Raw genomic sequence first — 21,080 nt, forward strand, 5'->3', positions numbered from 1 at the left:
CTTCCGCTCGATCCGCTGGACCCTCAGATCCCCAACCACCACGTGCCGTACCACTTGTCCTCCGTACCGACTCCAGAACATGACAGACGTCCCGGACACGGTCGGTAAACAAGCCCAGGACGTGCTGGTCACAGTCCCAGACGGACAACACGGGCAGGACTACGGGCGGTCGGTAAAGTCGACCAGGACGAGCGTGGTGCCGAGCTTGCCGAGCAGGTCACAGACGGCGTTGGTGATCTGGACCTGGCTCATGCGGTACTCCAGCGGGATGCCGAGGAATCGGGCGAACTCGCCTGCGAGCATCTTCGGAGTGGCGGCCGGGGGAACGGTGACGAAGACGACCGGCAGTCCGCCCACGGAGGCAGGGTTGCGGCGCCGGGTGATCTGTTCGACGTTCTTGCCCAGATGGGTGATCGCCGTGGTCTTGCCGGTGCCCGCTGAACCGGACACGATCAGGCCGCGCCGGGCGGAGACCTGGTGACGGTTCAGCACGATGCGTTTGCGGCCGGTGGTGACGACGCCACGGATCGTGGGGGTGTTCACGATGACGGATCGTGTGTGGTAGTCGATGCGTGCTTCCCTGTAGGACTCCAGTTCGTCCTCGTCCAGGACGGTGCCGGACGGGAGGGACGGCGGAGGCTCCGGGTTCTCGTCGACGAACGCCCGCCAGCCTTCCTTCGTGGTCAGCGATGCTTGAGGATTGGCGATGTCCTGTGGCGGGGCCTGGCTCACAGGCGGCTCCCGTCAGTGAAAGCGTCGAAGAGGCCGAACGGGATGACGTTCGATGGCTGCTCAAGGCCGGTGGTCTCGTCCTCGGCGTCTTCCGGAGCAGGTGCCTGCGGCAGCGCGGCGACGGGCCGAGGGGGTTCCAGGGCGGCGCGGGTGCGGGCCGCGATCCGGCGGTCCGGCCCGCTTTCCGCCCGACTCAGCAGTTGGTCTACTGCGGCGGCCACGGCGGCCTGGTCGGTGTCGTCCCGGCCTCGCATCGCGAGCAGGTCCCGGGCCCGGCGCCAGGTGAAGTCCGCGAACGGCGCGGAGACCAGGTGCCGGTGTGTCCACGGAACTGTGATCCACTCTCCGGTGCGCGCGTCGCGTACCCAGACCTGGGACAGGTCGTAGGGGTCGTAGTGGACTTCCCAGAGCCCGCCTTTGGCGGTCACTCCCGAGGAGCGGCGCCGTAGCGGGTTCAGTCCGGGGCAGTTGTAGGTGCGGTGGTCGATGCGGATGCCGTAGTCGTTGACCGACCGCCAGAGTGCTGGCAGCAGCTCCAGGTAGTCGGGGCCGCTCAGCGGCATCGGCAGGTAGCCGGTGCGGGAGACCAGTAGGGCATATGCGTCGTTGGGAGACATCGGTCGGCCCGGTAGGAACGGACTGCGTAGTCCTTCGTGTGGCCGCTGCTGCCAGCAGGCCACGATCCACTCCTGCAACAGGTCGTCCAGTTCTGCGAGCGTCCAGACGGCCTCGACCCCGGCGCCACGGCGGGTCGTGTTCGAACCGGTGTAACCAGGGATGTGCTGGCAGAACAGCGTGTTGATCGAGGAAAACGTCCGCTCGACGATTCCCTTGTCAGTCGGGGTGGCCGGGCGCGACGGCTGGACGGAGACGCCCAGCGACCGACAGGCGGTCAGAAAAGTGTCGGAGACGAACACCTTGCCGTGATCGATGCCGATCGTCTCCGGCACGATCACCGGCTTGGCGGCTTCTTGCTCCAGGCGTGCGTCGATGTCCAGCAGCCTTCGGTGGGGGATCAGCGTCGCCGACAGCGCCAATGCGTCCGACCAGCCGGGCCGTAGCGGCTCCGGGAGCAGCATCTTAGAGGTCATCTCATTTGGTCGACTCGGTATTCTGTGAGTCATGGTGGGGATCGTTGAGCGGCTGGTGCCGGACGAGTTGTGGGAGTTGTTCCAGCGGGTGGTGCCGGAGGCGCCGCGCGGCCGCAGGGCGGTGGTCGCCGTCGGTACGGCGACCGGGAAGTGCTGGCCGCGATCGTCTTCGTGGCCACGTCGGGTTGTACCTGGCAGCAGCTGCCTTCGGCGTCGTTCGGCCCGTCCGGAGCGACCGCCCACCGGCGGTTCTCAGAGTGGTCGAAGGCCAGGGTGTGGGCCAAGCTCCACCGCCTGGTCCTCGACGAACTCGGTGCCCGCGGCGAGCTGGACTGGTCGCGTTGCGCGATCGACTCCGTGAACATGCGGGCCCTGAAAAGGGGGACCTGACAGGTCCGAATCCTGTCGACAGGGGCAAGTACGGCTCGAAGATCCACCTGATCACGGAACGGTCTGGACTGCCCATATCCGTCGGCATCTCGGGGGCCAACCTGCACGACAGCCAGGCCCTGATCCCGCTCGTGAAGGGCATTCCGCCGATCCGCTCGCGCCGCGGCCGGCGACGGCGCAAGCCCGGCAAACTCCACGCCGACAAAGGCTACGACTACGCCTACCTGCGGCGATGGTTACGCGAGCGCGGCATCACCCACCGCATCGCCCGCAAGGGAGTCGAGTCCTCGCAACGGCTGGGCCGCCACCGCTGGACCGTGGAACGCACCATGGCCTGGCTCGCCGGCTGCCGCCGCCTCCACCGACGCTACGAACGCAAGGCCGACCACTTCCTAGCCTTCACCAGCATCGCCTGCACCCTCATCTGCTACCGCAGGCTCGCCAAATGAGATGACTTCTTCTTAACTGACTTCCGGTGCGGCGCACGAGAAGCCATACACAGCCCAGTCGGCGAGCGTGCGATAGCCGAGGCGCTGGTACAGGGCGTTGCTGGTGGGGTTGGACAGGTCCGCGAAGAGGACGACGTCCCTCGCGCCCGCGGCCAGCGCGGCCCGGCTCACCTCCGCCGCCGCGGCGCATGCGTAACCGCGACCTCGCAGGTGGGCTGGGGTGTAAACGATGTCTATCTGGACCTGGCCGCCGATCATCGGGTTCATCCCCGCGATGGAGACGGGGGTGCCGTCTGGGGCCTCCCAGAGCGTGTAGCGCTTGTCGGCGAAGCGAGTGTCGGCCCATGTGTCGGCGTCGATGGTGACGTCTTCCCCGACAGCCTTGGCGAACTCGCGGCACCAGGACATGACTTGTTCAAGGTCCTGCTCACCCAGGACGCGGCCTCGGCCCGCTGGCATCGGTTGCGGTGGGGTGAGTGTGCCGAGGTTGTATAGGCGGAGCTGCGTGTCGCGGAGTTTCGGTGTCGCGCCGGTGTGCCGCTGCCAGGCTTCGGCGAAAGCGGTGGCCGAGCTGTGGTCCGCGCTGACGGAGGGAAGGGTGTATCCCAGGGTGGCCAGGCGGGCGGCGAGGGCATCGGCCTGCTTGGCTGTGAGAGGGGAGAGGCCGAAACCGCGGGGCGGGAGGCGGTAGAAGGTGGCTTGGACCTCGCCTGCTTGCTCCAGCACGCCGAAGATAGGGGCTTCGGTGCCGAAGGCCTCCGCTCCACGCGCTCGCACTCTTTCGGCCCAGGTCAGCTGCATGACGTGCGGGCCGGGCCGAGAGCGCAGAAAGTCTCCGGCGCGGGCGAGAAAGTCGTCGACGTCTTCGGTGAGGTGCCAGTCATCCGGTTGCATGCTTCATGATTCCCCGTGCTGTAGGTGTGCCCTGCTGTTTTCCGCCAGGGCGAGGAAGCATGCCTCCGCAGGGTCATTCAGGCTTCCGCGCAAGGAAGGTGGCAATCGCCCTCTTCGCTCCTTCGGCGGGCTCCTCCAACAGGCGTGCGGTGATCACGAGCCCAGCTTGACCCAGTAGCGCGACGATCCGGTCCGCAGGGAGCAGGTGGGACTCGTAGGACACCGGATGGCCGCCGTACGCCTGTGTCGGACGTAGACGCGCGTTGTCACCCACCCACCCGGCCACCATCAGATGGCCCCCGGGTGCGAGCGTGCGATGGAATTCGGCGAACACGCGGGGCAACGACTCCGGCGGTGTGTGGTGGGTGGAGTAGTAGGCCAGGATGCCGCCGAGCTCGTTGTCCTGAATTGCCAGCGAGGTCATCGAGCCCACCTCGAAGCGCAGACTCGGATGGGCCCGCCGGGCCAGCTCGATCATCTTCGGAGACAGATCAACGCCGAACGCGGACACCCCCAGGTGCGCCAGATGTGCTGTGACCTTGCCGGGCCCGCATCCAAGGCCTGCGACCGGTCCACGGTCGGCCACCCGCACGACTTCGGCGAAAGCGGCCAGCATCGCGCGTGACAACGGATCCAGCTCCCCAGGGGACTTGACGAGTTCCGCATAGTCGGCGGCGACGGCGTCGTATGACTCCTGGACCGCGGCAAGGTAGGAGGGCTCAGTCACGCAGGCGACTGTAGAGGACGCCGACGGCCGGACGATGGGTACCACCCGTCGCGGCTGAAAGCCGCAGGGAGGTGGCTTGGGTAGGGCAGCTTGCTACGCAGGTCGTCCGGGACTCGTTCACTTCACATCGCAGATCCGGCGGGAAACCGCAGAAATACCGGGAACGGACAACAAATGACCTGTCTCGCTGGAGGTGAACCACGTCGGGGCTGTGAACAGCGGTGGTTCAGATTGAGCGAGACGGAGGCGCGGTCGGCGTCTCGCTCAATCTGAGTTGGGTGCAGCTCGTTTGCAGGGAGAACGAGCTAGACGGCCGCAAGGAATGCCATGCAGCTGTACGCTCGCGAGGTGCCGAAGAGTTTCAACTACAGCAAGCCGTTCTTCAGTTCTGAAGACGATGAGCCGCCCGTGTGCCCGCACTGCAAGCAGCCCGTTGAGGTGGGCGACGACGTCCACTGGTATCAGGACACGCTTTGGCACACCAAGCCCTGCCCTAGCTGATTGGGGCAGTCGAATGCCGCCTTTGGCTGCGCCCACTCCGCCATCGGCGCCCGCCGAGGCCTGCCCGGAGAAGAAGCCGTCCTGCGGCTCCGTGCGCCGTTCGCCAACCGCGGCCTCGATCCCTACCTACGCTTCCACGCCCCCCGCGAGCACGAGCGCACCTACCCCGACCCGCAGAGGTTCGCCCTCACGGCTTGATCAACGTCGTCCCTCGAAACGAACTGCACACATCTGAGTTCTGAGCGCCAGGACTTTCCTCGCGTTCGGCGGCGAACTCGTCGAGAAGCTGGAACAGGATCTTGATCCCGTGCTTCTCGTCCTCGGGCGGCAGGTCGGCGATGTTGTTCCAGCCCTCTGGGAGCGCGATATGCAGAACCTGTCCGGGCCAGGCATGGTTGCAGTCGCGGCCGCGGCGGGCGATGAGCCACTCGTGCCAGCCTGTGAGCCCCTTTCCGCCGTGGCGCATTGCGTGTTGGTCGTAGCCGGTGAGGAAGGCGGTCAGCTGATGGAACGAGGAGGCTGTGCCGACGAACGTGCCGGGACGCCGGCCGACGCAGGCGAAGTACTCACGCTCGCTCATTTCCCTGATCGACGTCACTTGGATTCGCTGTCGACGGGGTGGAGAACGGCTTCGGCGATTTCACGGACGCGCTCCATCGTGATGCCGGTCCGCTGTTCGACTGCGAGAGGGTGGTCGGTCGGCTCCAGCTCGATGAAGGGACGCTGTCCGATGGGGCGGGTGTGGACGTGGGTCTTCAAGGTGATGGTGCTGGGCGAGTAGAGGAAGAGGTCGGTGGACAGCCACCCGAAGTACGGCTCCTCGGTCTCACGTCCCGGGGTGTCCCAAAGGTCTGCGGCTCGGGCGAAGTTGTCCCGGCTGAGGGAGACCCATGCGGCCCAGGAGAACACCTCGTCGCTGCCGATGATCGGTATCTCGATCAGACCCTTGACGAAGTAGTGCTGTGCCTGGATGACGCACTGATCCGACGAGAGCAGGCAGTCCGCAGAGTCGGCGAAACGCGGATCCCAGACGTAGGGGGCCGTGGCCGAGTAGTTCATCGGCAGCTCGGCGTGATGGCTGCCGCAGCACGAGCAGGTGAATCCGGGGTCGCTGGTCATGAGCGGAGCCTAATGATCGGCTCCGACGTTGCTGACGTCAGTTCCCCTGCTCCGTCGGCCCCGTGTGCTGCCGGTAGGCCCGCGGCGGCCTCAACGGTGTCCGCGATCATGCGGAGCTGGTGGATGAACCACGGCTTGGCTGTGGTGCGGAGGGAACTCTCGTTGGGGAGCCGCCGGATGAATTCGGAGTGGAAGGCCCGGAAGTCCTCTTCAGCGCCGGAGAGTGCCAGGCTGCGCCAGTGCGGAGCTGCGTAGAACACCATGGCTTTGACGATCTCGGGATAGATCGCCGCGTAGCGCTTGGGATCCCACGGCCGGACGGAGCGCGCCGCGCGGGGCTGGAGCCGGGCGAGCCGCTGAGTGAGGTCGCTGATCCGGTATCCGTGCTGGAGGAGTTTGGTCCAGAAGTGGGAGGTCTGTTCGTAGCATGCGTTGATCACGTCGGGGCCGTAGCGGCGAAGGAGCCGGTAGTGGCGCTTCTGGGCGGCGACGATCTCCGGTAGATCGGCAAGGCCGAACTGGTTGGCGGGGGCTTCGACGGCCCGGCCGATCCAGAGGCGATGCGGAATGCAGACCTGGTCGTGGTGTTTCGACATCCAGACCATGACGCCTTGGCCGGGGGCGCCGGTCCTGCGGGCAACGCAGCGTCGGCACGCCCATCGGGGAGTTGCGGCGAAGGGGCCCTGGGGGATGTTCCATGCCTGTCGCTCCCAGCGGGGGATCGCGTACTGGATCGAGGTCCGGGGCTGTCCGCTGAGGACGCTGATCCGGTCGACCGGATCCAGACGGGAGTCCAGCCAGTGGGAGGGCCGCTGAAGACGTTGGACGGGCATCGCATTCGCCGTGGCGAGACGGTCGAGGAACGAGGCTTCGGTCTCCTGCGGCAAGGGCTTGAGAGGACGCGGCAGCGGGCGAAAGACGACGGCCTCGAACGACATGTTCATCCTGCTTCCCTGCCTGCGTCGGGCGGGGAGTCCGATTCGCTGTTGTGGTCGATCCGGATGTTCCGCAGGGCGGTCTTGGTGATGCGCTCGCTGCCGTCGAGGATGGCGGAGATGGCCGCGGCCCGGATCAGGTGGGAGAGGCTCCCGATCATGCCGCCGGTTCGCTGGTGCAGGTACTTCGAGAGACCGGCCAGGGTGTCGGGCGTGTGATGGTGCAGGCGGAGCGTGCTCTCCAGCGAAGCGATCAGGGCCTGCCACTCGGTGTTGCGGGGGAAGGCGCCGGTGCGGACCAGGATGCAGCGGCCTCCGAGCTGCTTGCCGCGTATCCCGGTGAACAGCCCGGACTTCTCGACGTTGATGCCCGCATAGACGAAGGTCGCCGGCAGGTGCTCGGTGAAGTACTTCAGGTGATCTGAGAGGTCCTCGCCCGCGGTGGTCGCGTGGTTGAGCAGGTGGATCTCGTCGACCAGGACCAGCTCGGTGCGGGCCTCGATCATCACCTGGCAGACGGCGCTGGTGACATCGATGGTGTTGTGCCGCGGGTTGATCACGGGCAGGCCCAGGAACCGGGCGAACTCCAGGGCGAGTTTGCGCGGGGAGCCTTTGGGTGGGGCGGTGATGTAGACGACGGGAATGCGGTCGCTGCCGGGATATCGCTGCTGGACACGCAGTTCGTGGGTGCGGCCGAGCTGTTTCAGTGCCGTGGTCTTCCCGGTCGTCCACTGGCCGGAGACGATCATCCCGCGACGGGCTCCATGCTCACGCTGGTTGAGCAGGGTCAGCAGCCTCCCCTGATGCGCGATCTCCTTGACCGCGGACGTGCGCACGACCTGCAGCTCGGAGTGGTAGGCGATCCGGGCCTCGTCGTAGGGGGCCCGGAAGGGCGGAGAGAGTGCCTGCCACTGCTGATCGGGCAGCAGCTCGAAGGCGGCAGGGTCGGTATCGACGAAGCGCCGCCAGCCCTGCAGCCGGGTGGAGGGATCGGTCCAGTCGTCCGGCAGGCCGTCTCCTTCTCCTGCTGACGGTGCAGGGTTCACCACCATTTCTTTGCCTCCTTGCGGGCGTCGAAGATCTCCAGCGGGACGACATCGGCAAGCTCATCGGCGTCCTCCTCATCCGGGGACACGGTTTCCGTCTCCGGATCCTGCCGCGGTGCGGGTGCTGGACGGGGCCAGGCGGGCTCGCTGGTGGCCCGTGTGCGGGCGGCGACCTTGCGGTCACGCCGCTGTGCCGACCGACCCTTCCCCTCCGGCCGGTGGCCGGGCTCGTGGCCGGGTCCGTCCCCGGCCCGGTCCAGCAGGCCCTCCGCGACTTGCGCAAGGGCTTCCTCGTCCGGCGTGCGCTGTCCTCGCTCTCTCAGGATCTGGTGGGCACGGTCGAAGACCAGCTCGCCCATCGGGACGGGAGTGGTGCGCAGGTGGCGCCAGGCCGCGGCGATCCAGCCCGTGTCGTGGTGGTTGCGAATCCAGACGCAGGAGATGTCGTAGGGGTCGTAGTGGACTTCCCAGCGCTTGCCGTCCGGGCCCGCGCCCGAGGGCTGTCGCCGGAACGGGGTGAGCGCGGATGCGTCGTATGTGCGGTTGTTGATCCGCACCCCACTGCGGCCGATGACCCGCCATTCACGGGGCATGAGCTGGATGTACTCCTCCGGACTGAGCGAGACCGGGACGTATCCGGCCGCCGACACCAGCGCGGCGTACTTCTCATTCGGGCTTAGCGGCCGGTCCACCATCAAGGGATCGCGCAGCCCGTCGTGCGGCCTGGACTGCCAGACGACGATCCACTCCTGAAGAAGCTCCTGGAGTTCGTGGATGGACCAGGCCGCCTGCGCTGCCGGATCCTTGCCCCGCATCTCGACGCTGCGTCCCGTGTAGCCGGCCACGTACTGGGCGAACATCGTCGACACCGAACCCAGAGTCCGCTCGATATGAGGCTTGTCGGTCGGCGTGTCCGGGTGCGCAGGCTGGAACGAGATCCCCAAATGGCGGCAGGCGTTGCGGAAGTTGTCCGAGATGAACGCCTTGCCGTGGTCGCAGACCACCGTCTCCGGAACGATCACCGGGACCGCGGCAGCCTTGTCCAGCCGCTCGTCCAGCGACAGCAAGGAGGCGTAGGGCAGTACCGATCGCGACATGCGCAGAGCGTCGGACCAGCCCGGACGTACCGGTTCCGGGGTCATGGCACGGGCCAGCAGCAGCGCCGCATCCACCGCTTTCGTCGACGGCCGCAACACCACCGCGGACAGCGTCCTGGTCGCCAGGTCCACCAGTCCGGTCACCTCGCAGCGGTCCACCGTCCCGTCGTCGTGGATGACCATGACGTCGAGCGGCGAGGAATCGATCTCCATCACCTCGCCCGGCCGGGCCGCCGTCAGCTGTCCGAACATCCGCTTCGGCTGCTTGCCCAGCGAACGGCGGGTGCGGGCCGACCCGAAGAGGTGTTGCCCGGCCGTGACCGCATCCAGCAGGCGGTAGAACGCCGCTCTGGACGGCAGCCGGACCGTTCCGGCTCCGTGTTCGGCGACCAGGAGCCGTTCGACCTGGCGCCGCAGCACCTGCGCTGAGACGGTCGGCTCGTTGGTCCGGCTGCCCGCGACCCTCGCGATCGCGTCGACCACCCGGGGATCGGCCCGGCCCGTGCCCGTGGCCGGCCTGCGCATCCTGCCGTCCACCAAACCCGTTACCCCTTCGCGCTCGAAACGCGACCGCATCCGGCGCAGCGTGCTCAGCCCCACCTCCTCACCGGTGGCCCGCAACTCGGCCACCTTGGTCAGCTCCCGTTGCCGCAGCGAGTGCACCATCGGGTCGTACTCGGCCCGCCTGGCGGCGGCAGCATCGCCGTCCGGGTGGCCGGTGAGCAGCTCGGTCAGGTGCCTGCGCCACCACTCGGCTCGCTCCACCGCTTCCTCCGGCAGACCCTCCAGCACCCCGGCCTCCGGCAGCGGCGGGCGGCTCAATGCGGTGCCGAGCACGGCGAACCCCTCGGACGCCAGGAGATGCCCCAGCAGCACGACACTGGCGGCCTGGGCATCATCGACCAGCCGGACCGAGGTGCCGTGCAGGGCGGCAACCGTGTGTTCCCGCCCGTCATAGTGAACCCGGTCACCCAGCGACAGCAGCTTCGGACGCGTCGGCATCTCCACTCGCCTCCCCCGCGACTGCGGATGACGGGCGAACCATCGTCGCCGCCGACAACAGGCCGGCCTGCAAATCCACCGCCAGTTCCCGACACCACACCAGGTGGAAGAGCACCGGCAGCACGGCAATCGGATCGCCCACCGCACGAGCCCCGGCCAGCAGCCCCCAGGGACGGGTGAACACCGCCCGCAGCCCCGCCGCCACCGGCTCGCGCCGTACCCGCGGATGCCGGTAGCCCGACAGCCAGCGCAGATTCGCCGCCAACACCGGATCGAGCACACCAACCCGCTCGAAATCCCAGCCCACCACGGCGCAGGCCGCCGCCGTGGCCGCGAACTTCACGGCATCCTCGGGCTCGATCCGGTCATCAGGGCGCACATCAAGCACCACGGCGGTGCCGTCCCGACGGCGCACGAAGTAGTCCGGCGTATGACTGATCCGCCGGGCCTGGTCACCAGGCCGCCATGAGAGCCGGAACGGCTGTGACGCGACGGCCACCACGTCCGGCTCGGAGTCCAGCCGCATCAGATGACCGAGCTCCACCCACGACTCGAAGCCCACTAACTCGCCACTGGTAGCAGCCCAGTACCAGCCGGGAAAGTTGCGCTGCCCCCGGTACGACGGGAACGTCCGCACCTGGCCGGCAGCCTCGAAACGCGTCGACCACATCGCCTCAAATGGCCCGCTGTGCAGCTCACCACGACCGTCGACGTACTCCAGCGAGAAGTCCTCAGCCTCCATCAGTCACCCCCACCCGGCGCTGACCACGTACGACGACCATAGGAAGCCGGGCACGGCAGTGGCTCAGAAAGAGCGAGACGGATCGGTAGATGACCCAGATTGACCGGGACGCAAGACCAGATGACTCGGATAGACCGAGACTGGCCCACCTTCAGCGAGACAAGTCACGCAGCAGCGGCACGACAGATGTCCTGCAAAGACGACACCTATCGTGCTCAGGCTCAAGCCGGTGCGGAAAGAGGCGTAACACTATTGCAAGCATGCGCTTGCAATAGTTAGCAGAGGTGGCGCACTATGGGCCCATGGCATCACTCAACGTCGGCAATCTCGGTGAGTATCTGCGCGATCAGCGGCGCAACGCGCGGCTGTCGCTTCGGCAGCTCGCCGATGCCGCCGGGGTGTCCAATCCGTATCTGAGCCAGATCGAGCGCGGTCTGCGCAAGCCGAGTGCGGACATTCTGCAGCAGCTCGCCAAGGCGCTGCGGATCTCCGCGGAGACGCTGTATGTGCAGGCCGGGATGTTGGACGAGCGGGAGCGCGAGGAGCTGGAGACGCGTGCCGTCATCCTCGCCGACCCCTCGATAAACGAGCGGCAGAAGCAGGTGCTGCTCCAGATCTACGAGTCGTTCCGCAAGGAGAACGCGCTCGATACGGACGGTGCCCAGAGCACGGACGGTGCCCAGAGCACGGACGGTGCCCAGAGCACGGACGGTGCCCAGAGCACGGACGGTGCCCAGAGCACGGACGGTGCCCAGAGTGCCGACAGTGCCCAGAGCGCGGACAGTGCCCTGAGTACGGAGAGCTCGGAAGGTAAGGAGTCCACGCAACGGACGGCCGGTGCGGACGTCGGCGTTGCCGTGGTCTCCGAGGACACCTCCACCGACGGCCCCGGCGCCACGGCCGGCGGCAGTGCTGCCACCCCACCCTCAAACTGATCCGGGAGGACCACAGTCATGGCCATTGCCGATGACCTGCGCAAGACCCTCACCGACCCCACCCCTCTCTACTTCGCGGCCGGCACCGCCGATATCGCCGTGGAGCAGGCCAGGAAGGTGCCCGGCCTGATCGAGCAGTTCCGGGCCGAGGCTCCGGGCCGGCTCGACGCCGTACGCAATTCGGACCCCAAGGTCGTCCAGGACAAGGTCACCGTCCAGGCCAGGGAGGCCCAGGCGACGGTGCAGGCCAAGGTCTCCGAGGTGTTCGGCTCGTTCGACTCCGACCTGAAGAAGCTGGGCGAGACCGCTCAGGACCTGGCGCTGCGGAGCCTGGGCGTGGCCGCGGAGTACGCGGTCAGGGCCCGTGAGACATACGAGAAGGTCGCCGAGCGCGGCGAGCAGAGCGTGCGGTCGTGGCGCGGCGAGGCGGCGGACGAGATCACCGAGATCGCCGTCGCCGTCGAGCCCGAGCCCGCGCCGAAGCCGGCGCCCAGGACGGCCGAGGCGAAGCCCGTCTCCAGGACCGTCACGTCTCCCGCCAAGCCGGCCGGTGCGAGCTCCGCCAAGCCGGCCGCCGCCGCCAAGCCGGCCGCGGTGAAGAAGTCCACTCCGCGCAAGGCGACGCCGGTGAAGAAGTCCACGCCGCCGTCGGCCAAGTAGCGGCCGCGTAGCGAATACGTATCAAAGGCGACGGGCCGGGCACCGCACGGGTGCCCGGCCCGTTGTCCGGGTAGCTTGGCGTACGGGCCGCGAGGCGTTTCCTCCACTGATCAGGCGGTGCTCTGCATGTTGCTCTCGGGATTCGGCACTTTTCTCTGGCTGCTCAATATGGCCATGCTTGTCCTCGCCGTCGTGGCGTTCGCGTTCTCGGTGCTGGCGCGCGACGACGCCTACCGCGCCGCGGACAAGCAGTCGAAGAAGTTCTGGCTGATCCTTCTGGGTGTCACGGTCGCCGTGAACCTCTTCGTGCCGGTTCTGTTCCTGCAGATTGCCGGGCTCGTCGCCACGATCGTCTTCATGGTTGACGTACGGCCCGCCATCCGGCAGATCTCCGGTGGCGGCGGTCGCCGCGGCGGTTCCAGCAGCGACGGTCCTTACGGGCCCTACAACGGCGGTCGCTGAGCCGACGCGGCCCTGACGGCGTCCGGCGCCCGGCCCCGGCGTCGCGCCCGAGCGGCTACGCGCCGCGGTCCAGCAGCAGCACCGCCACATCGTCGGTCAGCTCACCGCCGTTCAGCTCGCGCACCTGAGCGACCGCCGCCTCCAGCAGGTCGTCGCCGAACAGCCCTCGCGCGAGCTGCTCGTTGATCATCTCGACCATGCCCTCCTGGCCCAGACGCTGCGTAGAGCCCGGTCCGACCCGGCCCTCGATCAGGCCGTCGGTGTACATCATCAGACTCCAGGATCCGCCCAGCTCCACCTGGCGGCGCGGCCAGCGGGCGCGCGGCAGCAGCCCCAGGGCCGGGCCGCCCTCCTCGTCGTACGGCAGCAGTTGCGCCGCCCGGCCCTGCCGGGTGATCAGCGGCGACGGATGACCGGCCAGGCACAGCCCGGCCTGCCGTCCGTCCGGCGCGATGTCCACCGTGCAGACCGTCGCGAAGATCTCCTCGCTCTCCCGTTCGTGCTCCAGCACCTGCTGGAGTGTGGAGAGCAGCCGGTCGCCGCAGAGCCCGGCCAGGGTCAGCGCCCGCCAGGCGATCCGCAGCTCCACGCCGAGCGCGGCCTCGTCGGGACCGTGTCCGCAGACGTCGCCGATCATCGCGTGGACCGTGCCGTCCGGCGTACGGACCGTGTCGTAGAAGTCCCCGCCCAGCAGCGCTCTGGAGCGGCCGGGCCGGTAGCGCGCGGCGAAGCGCAGGTCCGAGCCCTGGAGCAGAGGCGTGGGCAGCAGACCGCGTTCCAGTCTGGCGTTCTCCTGCGCGCGCAGCCGTGACTCGGTGAGCTGGCGCTGCGCGATGTCCGCCCGCTTGCGCTCGACGGCGTACCGGATGGCTCGGCTCAGCAGCCGCCCGTCCAGTTCGTCACGGAAGAGGTAGTCCTGTGCGCCGACCCGTACGGCGGCGGCCGCGCGTTCGGCGTCGCCCTCCGCCGCGAGCGCCAGGACGGCATGGCGAGGAGCGAGCCGCAGGACATGCTTCAGCGGGGCCAGCTCATCGCTGTCGTCCGTGCCCGGCAGCGCGAGATCCACGAGGATGCAGTGGATGTCGTCCGTGAGCAGCCGCTCCGCCTCGGTGAGGTTGCGCGCGGTACGGATACGGACACGTGTCCCGGCTCCCTCCGGCAGCTCCGGAGCGGTGAACGTGCCCGCCGGGTCGTCCTCGATCACCAAAAGCATGAGGTCGCCCTTGGCGTTCTCCGCGGCCGGGGACCTCTCGGCTGTTGGGCTTGTGCGCTGCCGCGGTACGGGTACGGACATCGGTCTGCGTTTCCTTCCCACCCCCCGAGGGCGCGGTGGACGTCGATCGACGTCCCGCCAGACGGGGACCTTAGCGGTAGCCAACGCTCCAGCGGAATGGCGCACAGACGAAGCGCCCCCGTCATATGCCTCTTCTGGTAAGCGCGCGGGGGTGTTTCCGGCCGCTCCCATGACAAACATCACGCGTGAGGACCGCCCCGGGCGCACCGGAACATGAGCCGTGTCACCTGGGCGCCATGGCCCGGATCACCCTGTTTGTTCGGGTCTGCGGCCCGGCGGCTCCGCTGCGCCGTTACTTGTCCGGCCGGACGACTCCGAGGATCCGCATCGAGCCCGCGCCCGCCAGCGTCACATTCCGGCCCGGCCTCGGCGCGTGCACGATTTTGCCGTCGCCGATGTACATCCCGACATGGCTGGCGTCCTGGTGGTAGATGATCAGATCACCGGGCCGCATGTCCTTGATGTCGATGCGCGGCAGCAGTCGCCACTGCTCCTGCGAGGTGCGCGGAATACCTCGGCCGGCCGCCGCCCACGCCTGTGAGGTCAGCCCGGAGCAGTCGTACGAGGACGGGCCCTCGGCGCCCCAGACATACGGCTTGCCGATCTGTCCCGTGGCGAACTGGATCGCCTTCCTGCCCTGCGCGCTCGACCGGCGGTTGATGTCGTCGAGCACACCGGAGCCGAGCCAGGCCGACTGCGCCCGGAGCGCCGCGTCGCTCTCCAGCCGCGCCAACTGCGCCAGCTCGTCCTTCGCCAGGCTCGCTTCGAGCTTCTCGGCGGCGGCGATCTGCTTGGTGATCTCCCGCTTCGCCTTTTCCTTCCTGGTCCGGTTGTCTTCGAGTTTCTGCCACTGCGTGCCCGCGTCCGCCGTGTACGTCCGCAAATCCTCCTGCGCTCCGGACAGTTCGTCGATGAGCGTCTGGGTGGCCTTCTGGGCTTCCTGGATCCGGCCGGCGCCGTCCAGGAAGAGCTGCGGATCGTCGGTGAGCATCAACTGTGCCTCGGGCGGCAGTCCGCCGCCGCGGTACTGGGCGCGCGCGGCGGCGCCGGCGCGCTCCTTCAGCTCGTCGATACGGAGCTGGCCGCGCACGATCTCCTCGGCGAGCGAGACGACTTCGGCGGACTGCTTGGCGGCTTGCTCCTCGGCGAGGTTGTACGCGTCGGTCGCGGCGGCGGCCTTCTGATAGAGGCCGTCTATCTCCAGGCGTATGTCTTCGAGGGACTTCTCGCCGGAGGCGGCGGGCGGCCGGACTCCGGGCGGGAGTTCGACCGGAGGCGGCGGGACGGCCGGCGGTGAGGACGACACGGGCGGCGGGACGGGAGCCGCGTACGCCTGGTTCATCACATCCGGCGAGGCCAGCACGGCGAGCGCGCAGACCACGGTGATCGCGGCAGCGGCACAGCGGCGACGGTTCACGAGCTCCCCTCCAAGCCGACCGGCGGTGGACATAACTGACTTAGTGTCAGCAATTACCTGTCGTCGCCGCGATCGTGCCATGTCCTACGCCAAAACGACAGAGCGAGGCGGAACCTCACAGGTCCCACCTCTTACGTAGGACGAACGGCCGCCCGGCGGCGTTCCCATGGCCGTGTGCCCGTGGTCACACCTGACCGCTCCGGCCGGAACGCGGCGCGAGCGCGGCCCAGTTCACCGTCACCTCGCCCTGTCGCCGGCGCCTCGGATCGTCCATGAGCGGCCAGTCGGTCCCGAGATCCCGTACGGCTCTGATCCAGCGCTGCCGCGCGCCCAGCGACGCGTACGGAGCGGCCGCCGCCCACGCCCGGTCGAAGTCCCGCAGAAACGCGTGGACCGGCTCACCCGGCACATTGCGGTGGATCAGCGCCTTGGGCAGCCGTTCCGCCAGATCGGAGGGCCGGCCGAGAGAGCCGAGCCGCGCCGCGAAGGTGACCGTCCGCGGTCCCTCCGGGCCGAGCGCGACCCACACATGCCGCCGGCCGATCTCGTCGCACGTCCCTTCCACCAGCAGTCCGCCGGGCGCGAGGCGGGCGCACAGCCGCGCCCAGACCGCGGCGACCTCGTCCTCCTCGTACTGCCGCAGCACATTCGCCGCGCGGATGAGCACCGGCCGCCGCCCGTCGGCCAGCGGGATCTCGAAGCCGCCGTGCCGGAAGCGGAGTCCGTCCCGCTCGTACGGCTTCGCCGCCGCGACCCGGGCCGGATCGATCTCGATGCCGACGACTTCGGTACGCGGCTCCGCCGTGCGCAGCCGCCGCAGCAGCTCCACGGCGGTCCAGGGAGCGGCGCCGTATCCGAGGTCCACCACGACGGGATCGGTGTGACGGCGCAGCGCGGGCCCATGGACGGCGGTGATCCAGCGGTCCATGCGGCGGAGCCGGTTCTGATGGGTGGTGCCACGGGTCGCCGTGCCCACCGGGCGGGAGAGCGGCTGTCCCGCCGAGCGGGCCGCCTGGCGGGACGAAGGAGACGCGGACACCATGAGGTGAGCGTAACGAGCCTGGAGAGAGCGACGGTCCCGGAGTGCGAGAGCCCTGGTGACTCCGGCGGGCCGGTGAAAGCGGCGAGGGCCCTGGCCGACGGGCCGGGGGTTGAGCCGTGGCGGTAATGATTTGGCAAAGCGGAATGAAGGAGCGCACCGCACTGTTAGAGGGCTTCGGAGGGCGAGTACACCCTCGTTTTGTCGTGCTCCGAGCTCCGAGCGAGAGGACCGTGGACGTGAGCCAGTACGTGTCCCGTATCGCAGGCACGTTGGTAGGTCCACCCCGTCTCCGGCTCCCCGGTCAGCCTCGTCGGCCCCGGCGGATCGCCATGCTCAGCGTCCACACCTCCCCGCTGCACCAGCCGGGCACGGGCGACGCGGGCGGTATGAACGTCTATATCGTCGAGCTGGCGAAACGGCTCGCGGACATCGACATCGAGGTGGAGATCTTCACGCGCTCCACCGCCGGCGGACTGCCGCCCGCCGTGGAGCTCGCGCCCGGCGTGCTCGTGCGGCATGTGGACGCCGGTCCCTACGAGGGCCTGGCCAAGGAGGAACTGCCGGCGCAGCTCTGCGCCTTCGTCCACGGCGTGATGCAGGCGTGGGCCGGTCACCGGCCCGGCTACTACGACCTCGTCCACTCGCACTACTGGCTGTCCGGGCATGTCGGCTGGCTCGCCTCCGAGCGCTGGGGCGTCCCGCTCGTCCACGCCATGCACACCATGGCGAAGGTGAAGAACGCCGCGCTGGCCGAGGACGACACTCCCGAGCCCGCTGCCCGCGTCATCGGCGAGACCCAGATCGTGCGCGCCGCGGACCGGCTGATCGCCAATACGGCGGAGGAGGCCGACGAGCTCGTCCGCTTCTACGACGCCGATCCGGCCAAGGCGGCCGTGGTCCATCCCGGCGTCAATCTGGACTGTTTCTCTCCGGCGGACGGCCGCGCCGCCGCCCGCGCCCGCCTCGGGCTGCCGCAGGACGCGTTCATTCCGCTCTTCGCGGGCCGTATCCAGCCGCTGAAGGCGCCCGACGTGCTGCTGCGTGCCGTGGCCGTACTGCTGGAGCAGGATCCCTCGCTGCGTACGAAGGTCGTCGTGCCGGTCGTCGGCGGTCCGAGCGGCAGCGGTCTGGCCAGGCCGGAAGGGCTGCAGAAGCTCGCGGCGCGTCTCGGCATCGCCGATGTGGTCCGGTTCCGGCCGCCGGTCGGCCAGGACCGGCTCGCCGACTGGTTCCGCGCGGCATCCGTGCTGGTCATGCCCTCGTACAGCGAATCCTTCGGCCTGGTCGCGATAGAGGCCCAGGCGGCGGGCACGCCGGTGGTGGCCGCCGCGGTGGGCGGTCTTCCGGTGGCGGTGCGGGACGGGACGACCGGCTTTCTGGTCACCGGCCATGACCCGGCGGCGTACGCACGGGTGCTGCGCGTCTTTCTCGACCATCCGGAGCTGGTCAACCGGATGGGTGAGGCGGCCTCGCGCCACGCGCAGTCCTTCGGCTGGGACGCGGCGGCCTCGGCGACGGCGGACGTCTACACGGCGGCCGTGCGCGCTCACCGCCGCCGCGTACCCTCGCACCATGGCTGATGTACAGGGCACTGGCGACAACACCCGGGCCTCGGCTCGGGACGCGGGCGCCGCGCGGGTCGTCGAGCGGACACTGAAGGACGCCGGGCTGGAGTGGGAGAGTCCGGAAGCGGGCTCGTACGTCGTCACCCTGCCCGGCACCCGCAAGCTGTCCACCACCTGCTCTCTTCTCGTCGGCCGGCACGCGCTCTCCGTCAACGCCTTTGTGATCCGGCATCCCGACGAGAACGCCGAGGCTGTCCACCGCTGGCTGCTGGAGCGCAATCTCAAGCTGTACGGCGTGAGTTACGCGGTCGACCGCCTCGGCGACATCTATCTGACCGGCAAACTCCCGCTGTCGGCCGTCACCGAGGAGGAGATCGACCGGCTGCTCGGCTCGGTCCTCGAAGCGGCGGACGGTTCCTTCAACACGCTGCTGGAGCTGGGTTTCGCGAGCGCGATCCGCAAGGAGTACGCCTGGCGGGTGTCCCGGGGCGAGTCGACTCGGAACCTGGACGCGTTCGCACATCTGACCGAGCGCGCTTCGGGCTGAACCGGTCCGCTGTCCGCCACGCCGAACCGGCCCTCCGTACCCGGCTCTTCCTCCGCGCCATGGTGCAGGGCACGCTCATTCCAGACGCGGTCCTGAACGTCGTTCGTTTACATGGCGGCGGTCATGAGGGACGGTCAGCGCTTGCGCTGACCGCGCGGTGAGCGGCAGCCGCGCGGGCAGGACCGCTCCGATCAGCGGAAGCCCGCCGCGTCCGTCCGTGCAGCCGACTCCGGCCCAGCCAGGGACTTCGGCTCCGGCTCCGGCTTCGGCTCCGGCTCGGACTCCGACAGGCCCCGCATCAGCAGCCAGTACCCGAGGCCCGCCGCCGTACCCAGTACGGCGCAGGCGCCCCACAGCCACTCCGCGCCGAAGCGGTCGATGACAAAACCGGACATCAGCGGCGCGACCAGGGCCGCCACCGACCAGGACATGGTGTACATGCCCTGGTAGCGGCCCCGGCCGTGTACGGGAGAGAGCCGTACCACCAGTCCTGTCTGCGTCGGGGCGTTGACGATCTCGGCCAGTGTCCAGACGCAGATGGTCAGGATGTAGACGGCGATCGACCCGGCGAACGCCGTCAGTCCGAAGCCGTAACCGGCGAGCACCGACGAGATGATCAGCAGCCGGCGCGGGTCGCGGCGCTGGAGGAAGCGGGTGACCGGGATCTGCAACACCACGATCAGAAAACCGTTGACGGCTATGGCCATGCCGAAGTCGGCGCTGCTGAACCCGTCTCTGCCCATCGCCACCGGCAGACCGACGTACCCCTGCTGGAAGATCAGCGAGACCACGAAGGACAGGGCGACGACGCTCATGAAGCGGCCGTCCCGCAGGACCGTCCCCAGTACGGCCTCCGCCGCCGCGGGCTTCTCCGGTGTGGCCTTCGCGCGCTCGGGCCGGGACTCGGGCACCTTCAGGAAGACCAGCACGGCGCAGAACAGCGTCATCGCGGCCTCGCCCAGGAAACCGGCGAGATAGCTGTGCTGCGCGATGAGGCCCGCCGCAACCGATGAGACCGCGAAGCCCAGATTGACCGCCCAGTAGTTGAGCGAGAACGCCCGCACCCGGTCCTCGGGCCTGACGATGTCCGCCATCATCGCCTGGACCGCCGGGCGTGACGCGTTCGAGGCCATACCGACCAGGAACGCCACCGCCGCGATCGCCGCCGGATCGCGCATGAAACCGAGCAGCGCCACCGAAGCGGCCGTCGACGACTGCGCGATCAGCATCGTGGGCCGGCGGCCCAGCCGGTCGGCCATCACGCCCGCGCCGAGCGAGGAGACCACTCCGCCGAGGCCGTGGAGCGACGCCACCAGGCCCGCGTACGAGGCCGAGTAGCCCTGGTCGAGAGTGAGATACAGCGCCATGAAGGTGGCGACGAACGCTCCCAGCCGGTTGACCAGAGTGCTCGTCCACAGCCACCAGAACTCCCGGGGCAGTCCCGAGACGCTCTCGCTCGCGGCGCGTCTCAGACCGGCGACAGACATGCGTATCCCCCGTGGCGGCTTCGGTAAGTGGTCAGATGGCCACAGGCACCTTACGGGTGGTCGTGTGGCGGGCGCCAGTCAATTGCCGTCAGGGCCTGGTGGACGAGCCGGTCAGGAGCTGTCCCATGGCCGACGCACCCGCGTGAGGCGGGTCCATTAGGCTCTGGCTCATGGCCGACGCACCGTACAAGCTGATCCTCCTCCGCCATGGCGAGAGCGAATGGAACGCGAAGAATCTGTTCACCGGCTGGGTGGACGTCAACCTCACCGACAAGGGCGAGAAGGAGGCAGTCCGCGGCGGTGAGCTGCTCAAGGACGCCGGCCTGCTGCCCGACGTGCTGCACACCTCCGTGCAGAAGCGCGCCATCCGCACCGCGCAGCTCGCGCTGGAGGCCGCCGACCGCCACTGGATCCCGGTCCACCGCTCCTGGCGGCTGAACGAGCGCCACTACGGCGCGCTCCAGGGCAAGGACAAGGCGCAGACGCTCGCGGAGTTCGGCGAGGAGCAGTTCATGCTGTGGCGCCGCTCGTACGACACTCCGCCGCCGCCGCTGGAGGACGGCGCGGAGTTCTCGCAGAGCGACGACCCGCGCTACGCCACGATCCCGAGCGAGCTGCGTCCGCGCACGGAGTGCCTCAAGGACGTCGTCGAGCGGATGCTGCCGTACTGGTACGACTCGATCGTCCCGGACCTGCTGACCGGCCGCACGGTCCTGGTCGCAGCCCACGGCAACAGCCTGCGTGCGCTGGTCAAGCACCTGGACGGCGTCTCCGACGCCGACATCGCGGGCCTCAACATCCCGACCGGCATCCCGCTCGTCTACGACCTGGACGCCGACTTCCACCCGGTCAAGCCGGGCGGCACCTACCTGGACGCGGACGCGGCGGCGGCCGCCATCGAGGCCGTCAAGAACCAGGGCAAGAAGTAGCAACCAGCGCGACCAGC

The 21,080-nt window shown here is 68.7% G+C and carries 21 protein-coding genes and 1 pseudogene; 8 read left to right on the top strand and 14 right to left on the bottom strand.

Annotated features, from left to right (window positions below; all coding sequences use genetic code 11):
* Positions 1-159: 159 nt before the first annotated feature.
* The gene (locus PV679_RS22110; protein WP_319682085.1) at positions 160-732 is read right to left on the bottom strand and encodes an AAA family ATPase; all 573 of its coding nucleotides are present in this window, start codon (positions 730-732) and stop codon (positions 160-162) included.
* A complete protein-coding gene (locus PV679_RS22115) occupies positions 729-1,823 on the bottom strand; it encodes a Mu transposase C-terminal domain-containing protein (RefSeq protein ID WP_319682086.1) in 1,095 nt (364 codons plus the stop codon). The genes PV679_RS22110 and PV679_RS22115 overlap by 4 nt, the downstream gene beginning before the upstream one ends.
* A gap of 31 nt (positions 1,824-1,854) precedes the next feature.
* Between PV679_RS22115 and PV679_RS22120 the strand changes: the two are divergent.
* Positions 1,855-2,662 (top strand): annotated as a pseudogene (locus PV679_RS22120) (IS5 family transposase).
* A 12-nt stretch (positions 2,663-2,674) separates the two neighbouring features.
* Here PV679_RS22120 and PV679_RS22125 read toward each other — a convergent pair.
* Both PV679_RS22125 and PV679_RS22130 read right to left on the bottom strand, forming a co-directional pair.
* Complete coding sequence (locus tag PV679_RS22125) at positions 2,675-3,556, bottom strand: GNAT family N-acetyltransferase (RefSeq protein ID WP_319682087.1); 882 nt, start codon at positions 3,554-3,556, stop codon at positions 2,675-2,677.
* Positions 3,557-3,629: 73 nt separating this feature from the next.
* Positions 3,630-4,283 (bottom strand): class I SAM-dependent methyltransferase, encoded by a 654-nt coding sequence (locus tag PV679_RS22130; RefSeq protein ID WP_319682088.1) that lies wholly within the window; start codon positions 4,281-4,283, stop codon positions 3,630-3,632.
* A gap of 327 nt (positions 4,284-4,610) precedes the next feature.
* Here PV679_RS22130 and PV679_RS22135 point away from each other — a divergent pair, with 327 nt between their 5' ends.
* Positions 4,611-4,784 carry a hypothetical protein gene (locus PV679_RS22135; RefSeq protein WP_319682089.1) on the top strand — a complete coding sequence of 58 codons (174 nt, stop codon included), beginning with the start codon at positions 4,611-4,613 and terminating at the stop codon, positions 4,782-4,784.
* A 187-nt stretch (positions 4,785-4,971) separates the two neighbouring features.
* Here the strand turns inward: PV679_RS22135 and PV679_RS22140 are convergent, their stop codons facing one another.
* Genes PV679_RS22140 through PV679_RS22165 form a run of 6 tightly spaced genes read right to left on the bottom strand, consistent with a single transcriptional unit; the run spans position 4,972 to position 10,725 of the window.
* Positions 4,972-5,364 (bottom strand): hypothetical protein, encoded by a 393-nt coding sequence (locus PV679_RS22140; protein ID WP_319682090.1) that lies wholly within the window; start codon positions 5,362-5,364, stop codon positions 4,972-4,974.
* Between the two features lie 14 nt (positions 5,365-5,378).
* Complete coding sequence (locus PV679_RS22145) at positions 5,379-5,843, bottom strand: DUF2199 domain-containing protein (protein WP_319682113.1); 465 nt, start codon at positions 5,841-5,843, stop codon at positions 5,379-5,381.
* 56 nt (positions 5,844-5,899) lie between these two features.
* Positions 5,900-6,847 (bottom strand): hypothetical protein, encoded by a 948-nt coding sequence (locus PV679_RS22150; protein ID WP_319682091.1) that lies wholly within the window; start codon positions 6,845-6,847, stop codon positions 5,900-5,902.
* Positions 6,844-7,890, bottom strand: coding sequence for an ATP-binding protein (locus PV679_RS22155; RefSeq protein WP_319682092.1), 1,047 nt, complete (start codon positions 7,888-7,890; stop codon positions 6,844-6,846). The genes PV679_RS22150 and PV679_RS22155 overlap by 4 nt, the downstream gene beginning before the upstream one ends.
* Positions 7,881-9,983 (bottom strand): Mu transposase C-terminal domain-containing protein, encoded by a 2,103-nt coding sequence (locus PV679_RS22160; protein WP_319682093.1) that lies wholly within the window; start codon positions 9,981-9,983, stop codon positions 7,881-7,883. Before PV679_RS22160 ends, PV679_RS22155 begins: the two co-directional genes overlap by 10 nt.
* Entirely contained in the window at positions 9,949-10,725 is a 777-nt protein-coding gene (locus PV679_RS22165) for a TnsA-like heteromeric transposase endonuclease subunit (RefSeq protein ID WP_319682094.1), read from the bottom strand. The genes PV679_RS22160 and PV679_RS22165 overlap by 35 nt, the downstream gene beginning before the upstream one ends.
* Positions 10,726-11,027: 302 nt before the next feature.
* Here PV679_RS22165 and PV679_RS22170 point away from each other — a divergent pair, with 302 nt between their 5' ends.
* The 3 genes from PV679_RS22170 (at position 11,028) to PV679_RS22180 (ending at position 12,782) form a co-directional block, all read left to right on the top strand.
* Entirely contained in the window at positions 11,028-11,660 is a 633-nt protein-coding gene (locus tag PV679_RS22170; RefSeq protein ID WP_319682095.1) for a helix-turn-helix transcriptional regulator, read from the top strand.
* Positions 11,661-11,678: 18 nt separating this feature from the next.
* Positions 11,679-12,320 (top strand): hypothetical protein, encoded by a 642-nt coding sequence (locus tag PV679_RS22175; RefSeq protein WP_319682096.1) that lies wholly within the window; start codon positions 11,679-11,681, stop codon positions 12,318-12,320.
* A gap of 126 nt (positions 12,321-12,446) precedes the next feature.
* A complete protein-coding gene (locus PV679_RS22180; protein WP_319682097.1) occupies positions 12,447-12,782 on the top strand; it encodes a DUF2516 family protein in 336 nt (111 codons plus the stop codon).
* A gap of 55 nt (positions 12,783-12,837) precedes the next feature.
* On the opposite strand, the gene PV679_RS22185 is transcribed toward PV679_RS22180, so the two are convergent.
* From PV679_RS22185 to PV679_RS22195, 3 genes are all read right to left on the bottom strand, one after another.
* Positions 12,838-14,076 carry a PP2C family protein-serine/threonine phosphatase gene (locus tag PV679_RS22185; RefSeq protein ID WP_319682098.1) on the bottom strand — a complete coding sequence of 413 codons (1,239 nt, stop codon included), beginning with the start codon at positions 14,074-14,076 and terminating at the stop codon, positions 12,838-12,840.
* Between the two features lie 292 nt (positions 14,077-14,368).
* Positions 14,369-15,493, bottom strand: a complete 1,125-nt coding sequence (locus PV679_RS22190; protein ID WP_319682099.1) for a C40 family peptidase — start codon at positions 15,491-15,493, stop codon at positions 14,369-14,371.
* Positions 15,494-15,677: 184 nt separating this feature from the next.
* Positions 15,678-16,535: a class I SAM-dependent methyltransferase gene (locus PV679_RS22195; protein WP_319682100.1), complete on the bottom strand. Its 858-nt coding sequence runs from the start codon at positions 16,533-16,535 to the stop codon at positions 15,678-15,680.
* Between the two features lie 236 nt (positions 16,536-16,771).
* On the opposite strand from PV679_RS22195, the gene mshA reads away from it, so the two are divergent.
* On the top strand, positions 16,772-18,115 hold the full coding sequence (gene mshA / locus PV679_RS22200; protein ID WP_319682101.1) for a D-inositol-3-phosphate glycosyltransferase: 1,344 nt from the start codon (positions 16,772-16,774) through the stop codon (positions 18,113-18,115).
* On the top strand, positions 18,108-18,647 hold the full coding sequence (locus PV679_RS22205) for a YbjN domain-containing protein (RefSeq protein ID WP_319682102.1): 540 nt from the start codon (positions 18,108-18,110) through the stop codon (positions 18,645-18,647). The genes mshA and PV679_RS22205 overlap by 8 nt, the downstream gene beginning before the upstream one ends.
* 191 nt (positions 18,648-18,838) lie before the next feature.
* Here PV679_RS22205 and PV679_RS22210 read toward each other — a convergent pair whose 3' ends face one another.
* Positions 18,839-20,134 carry an MFS transporter gene (locus PV679_RS22210; RefSeq protein ID WP_319682103.1) on the bottom strand — a complete coding sequence of 432 codons (1,296 nt, stop codon included), beginning with the start codon at positions 20,132-20,134 and terminating at the stop codon, positions 18,839-18,841.
* Between the two features lie 170 nt (positions 20,135-20,304).
* Between PV679_RS22210 and PV679_RS22215 the strand changes: the two genes are divergently transcribed.
* Positions 20,305-21,063: a phosphoglyceromutase gene (locus PV679_RS22215; RefSeq protein WP_319682104.1), complete on the top strand. Its 759-nt coding sequence runs from the start codon at positions 20,305-20,307 to the stop codon at positions 21,061-21,063.
* Positions 21,064-21,080 lie beyond the last annotated feature (17 nt).

It is taken from the genome of Streptomyces sp. AK02-01A (genome assembly GCF_033795305.1).
GTDB lineage: Bacteria > Actinomycetota > Actinomycetes > Streptomycetales > Streptomycetaceae > Streptomyces.

Bases quoted from the DNA above. Each gene is read 5' to 3' on its own strand.
- PV679_RS22115 (WP_319682086.1), bottom strand. From the start codon at position 1,823: ATGACCTCTAAGATGCTGCTCCCGGAGCCGCTACGGCCCGGCTGGTCG.
- PV679_RS22205 (WP_319682102.1), top strand. From the start codon at position 18,108: ATGGCTGATGTACAGGGCACTGGCGACAACACCCGGGCCTCGGCTCGG.
- PV679_RS22180 (WP_319682097.1), top strand. From the start codon at position 12,447: ATGTTGCTCTCGGGATTCGGCACTTTTCTCTGGCTGCTCAATATGGCC.
- PV679_RS22125 (WP_319682087.1), bottom strand. From the start codon at position 3,556: ATGCAACCGGATGACTGGCACCTCACCGAAGACGTCGACGACTTTCTC.
- PV679_RS22150 (WP_319682091.1), bottom strand. From the start codon at position 6,847: ATGAACATGTCGTTCGAGGCCGTCGTCTTTCGCCCGCTGCCGCGTCCT.
- PV679_RS22170 (WP_319682095.1), top strand. From the start codon at position 11,028: ATGGCATCACTCAACGTCGGCAATCTCGGTGAGTATCTGCGCGATCAG.
- PV679_RS22160 (WP_319682093.1), bottom strand. From the start codon at position 9,983: ATGCCGACGCGTCCGAAGCTGCTGTCGCTGGGTGACCGGGTTCACTAT.
- PV679_RS22135 (WP_319682089.1), top strand. From the start codon at position 4,611: ATGCAGCTGTACGCTCGCGAGGTGCCGAAGAGTTTCAACTACAGCAAG.
- PV679_RS22165 (WP_319682094.1), bottom strand. From the start codon at position 10,725: ATGGAGGCTGAGGACTTCTCGCTGGAGTACGTCGACGGTCGTGGTGAG.
- PV679_RS22195 (WP_319682100.1), bottom strand. From the start codon at position 16,535: ATGGTGTCCGCGTCTCCTTCGTCCCGCCAGGCGGCCCGCTCGGCGGGA.
- PV679_RS22215 (WP_319682104.1), top strand. From the start codon at position 20,305: ATGGCCGACGCACCGTACAAGCTGATCCTCCTCCGCCATGGCGAGAGC.
- PV679_RS22175 (WP_319682096.1), top strand. From the start codon at position 11,679: ATGGCCATTGCCGATGACCTGCGCAAGACCCTCACCGACCCCACCCCT.
- PV679_RS22155 (WP_319682092.1), bottom strand. From the start codon at position 7,890: ATGGTGGTGAACCCTGCACCGTCAGCAGGAGAAGGAGACGGCCTGCCG.
- PV679_RS22145 (WP_319682113.1), bottom strand. From the start codon at position 5,843: ATGAACTACTCGGCCACGGCCCCCTACGTCTGGGATCCGCGTTTCGCC.
- PV679_RS22140 (WP_319682090.1), bottom strand. From the start codon at position 5,364: ATGAGCGAGCGTGAGTACTTCGCCTGCGTCGGCCGGCGTCCCGGCACG.
- PV679_RS22185 (WP_319682098.1), bottom strand. From the start codon at position 14,076: ATGTCCGTACCCGTACCGCGGCAGCGCACAAGCCCAACAGCCGAGAGG.
- PV679_RS22210 (WP_319682103.1), bottom strand. From the start codon at position 20,134: ATGTCTGTCGCCGGTCTGAGACGCGCCGCGAGCGAGAGCGTCTCGGGA.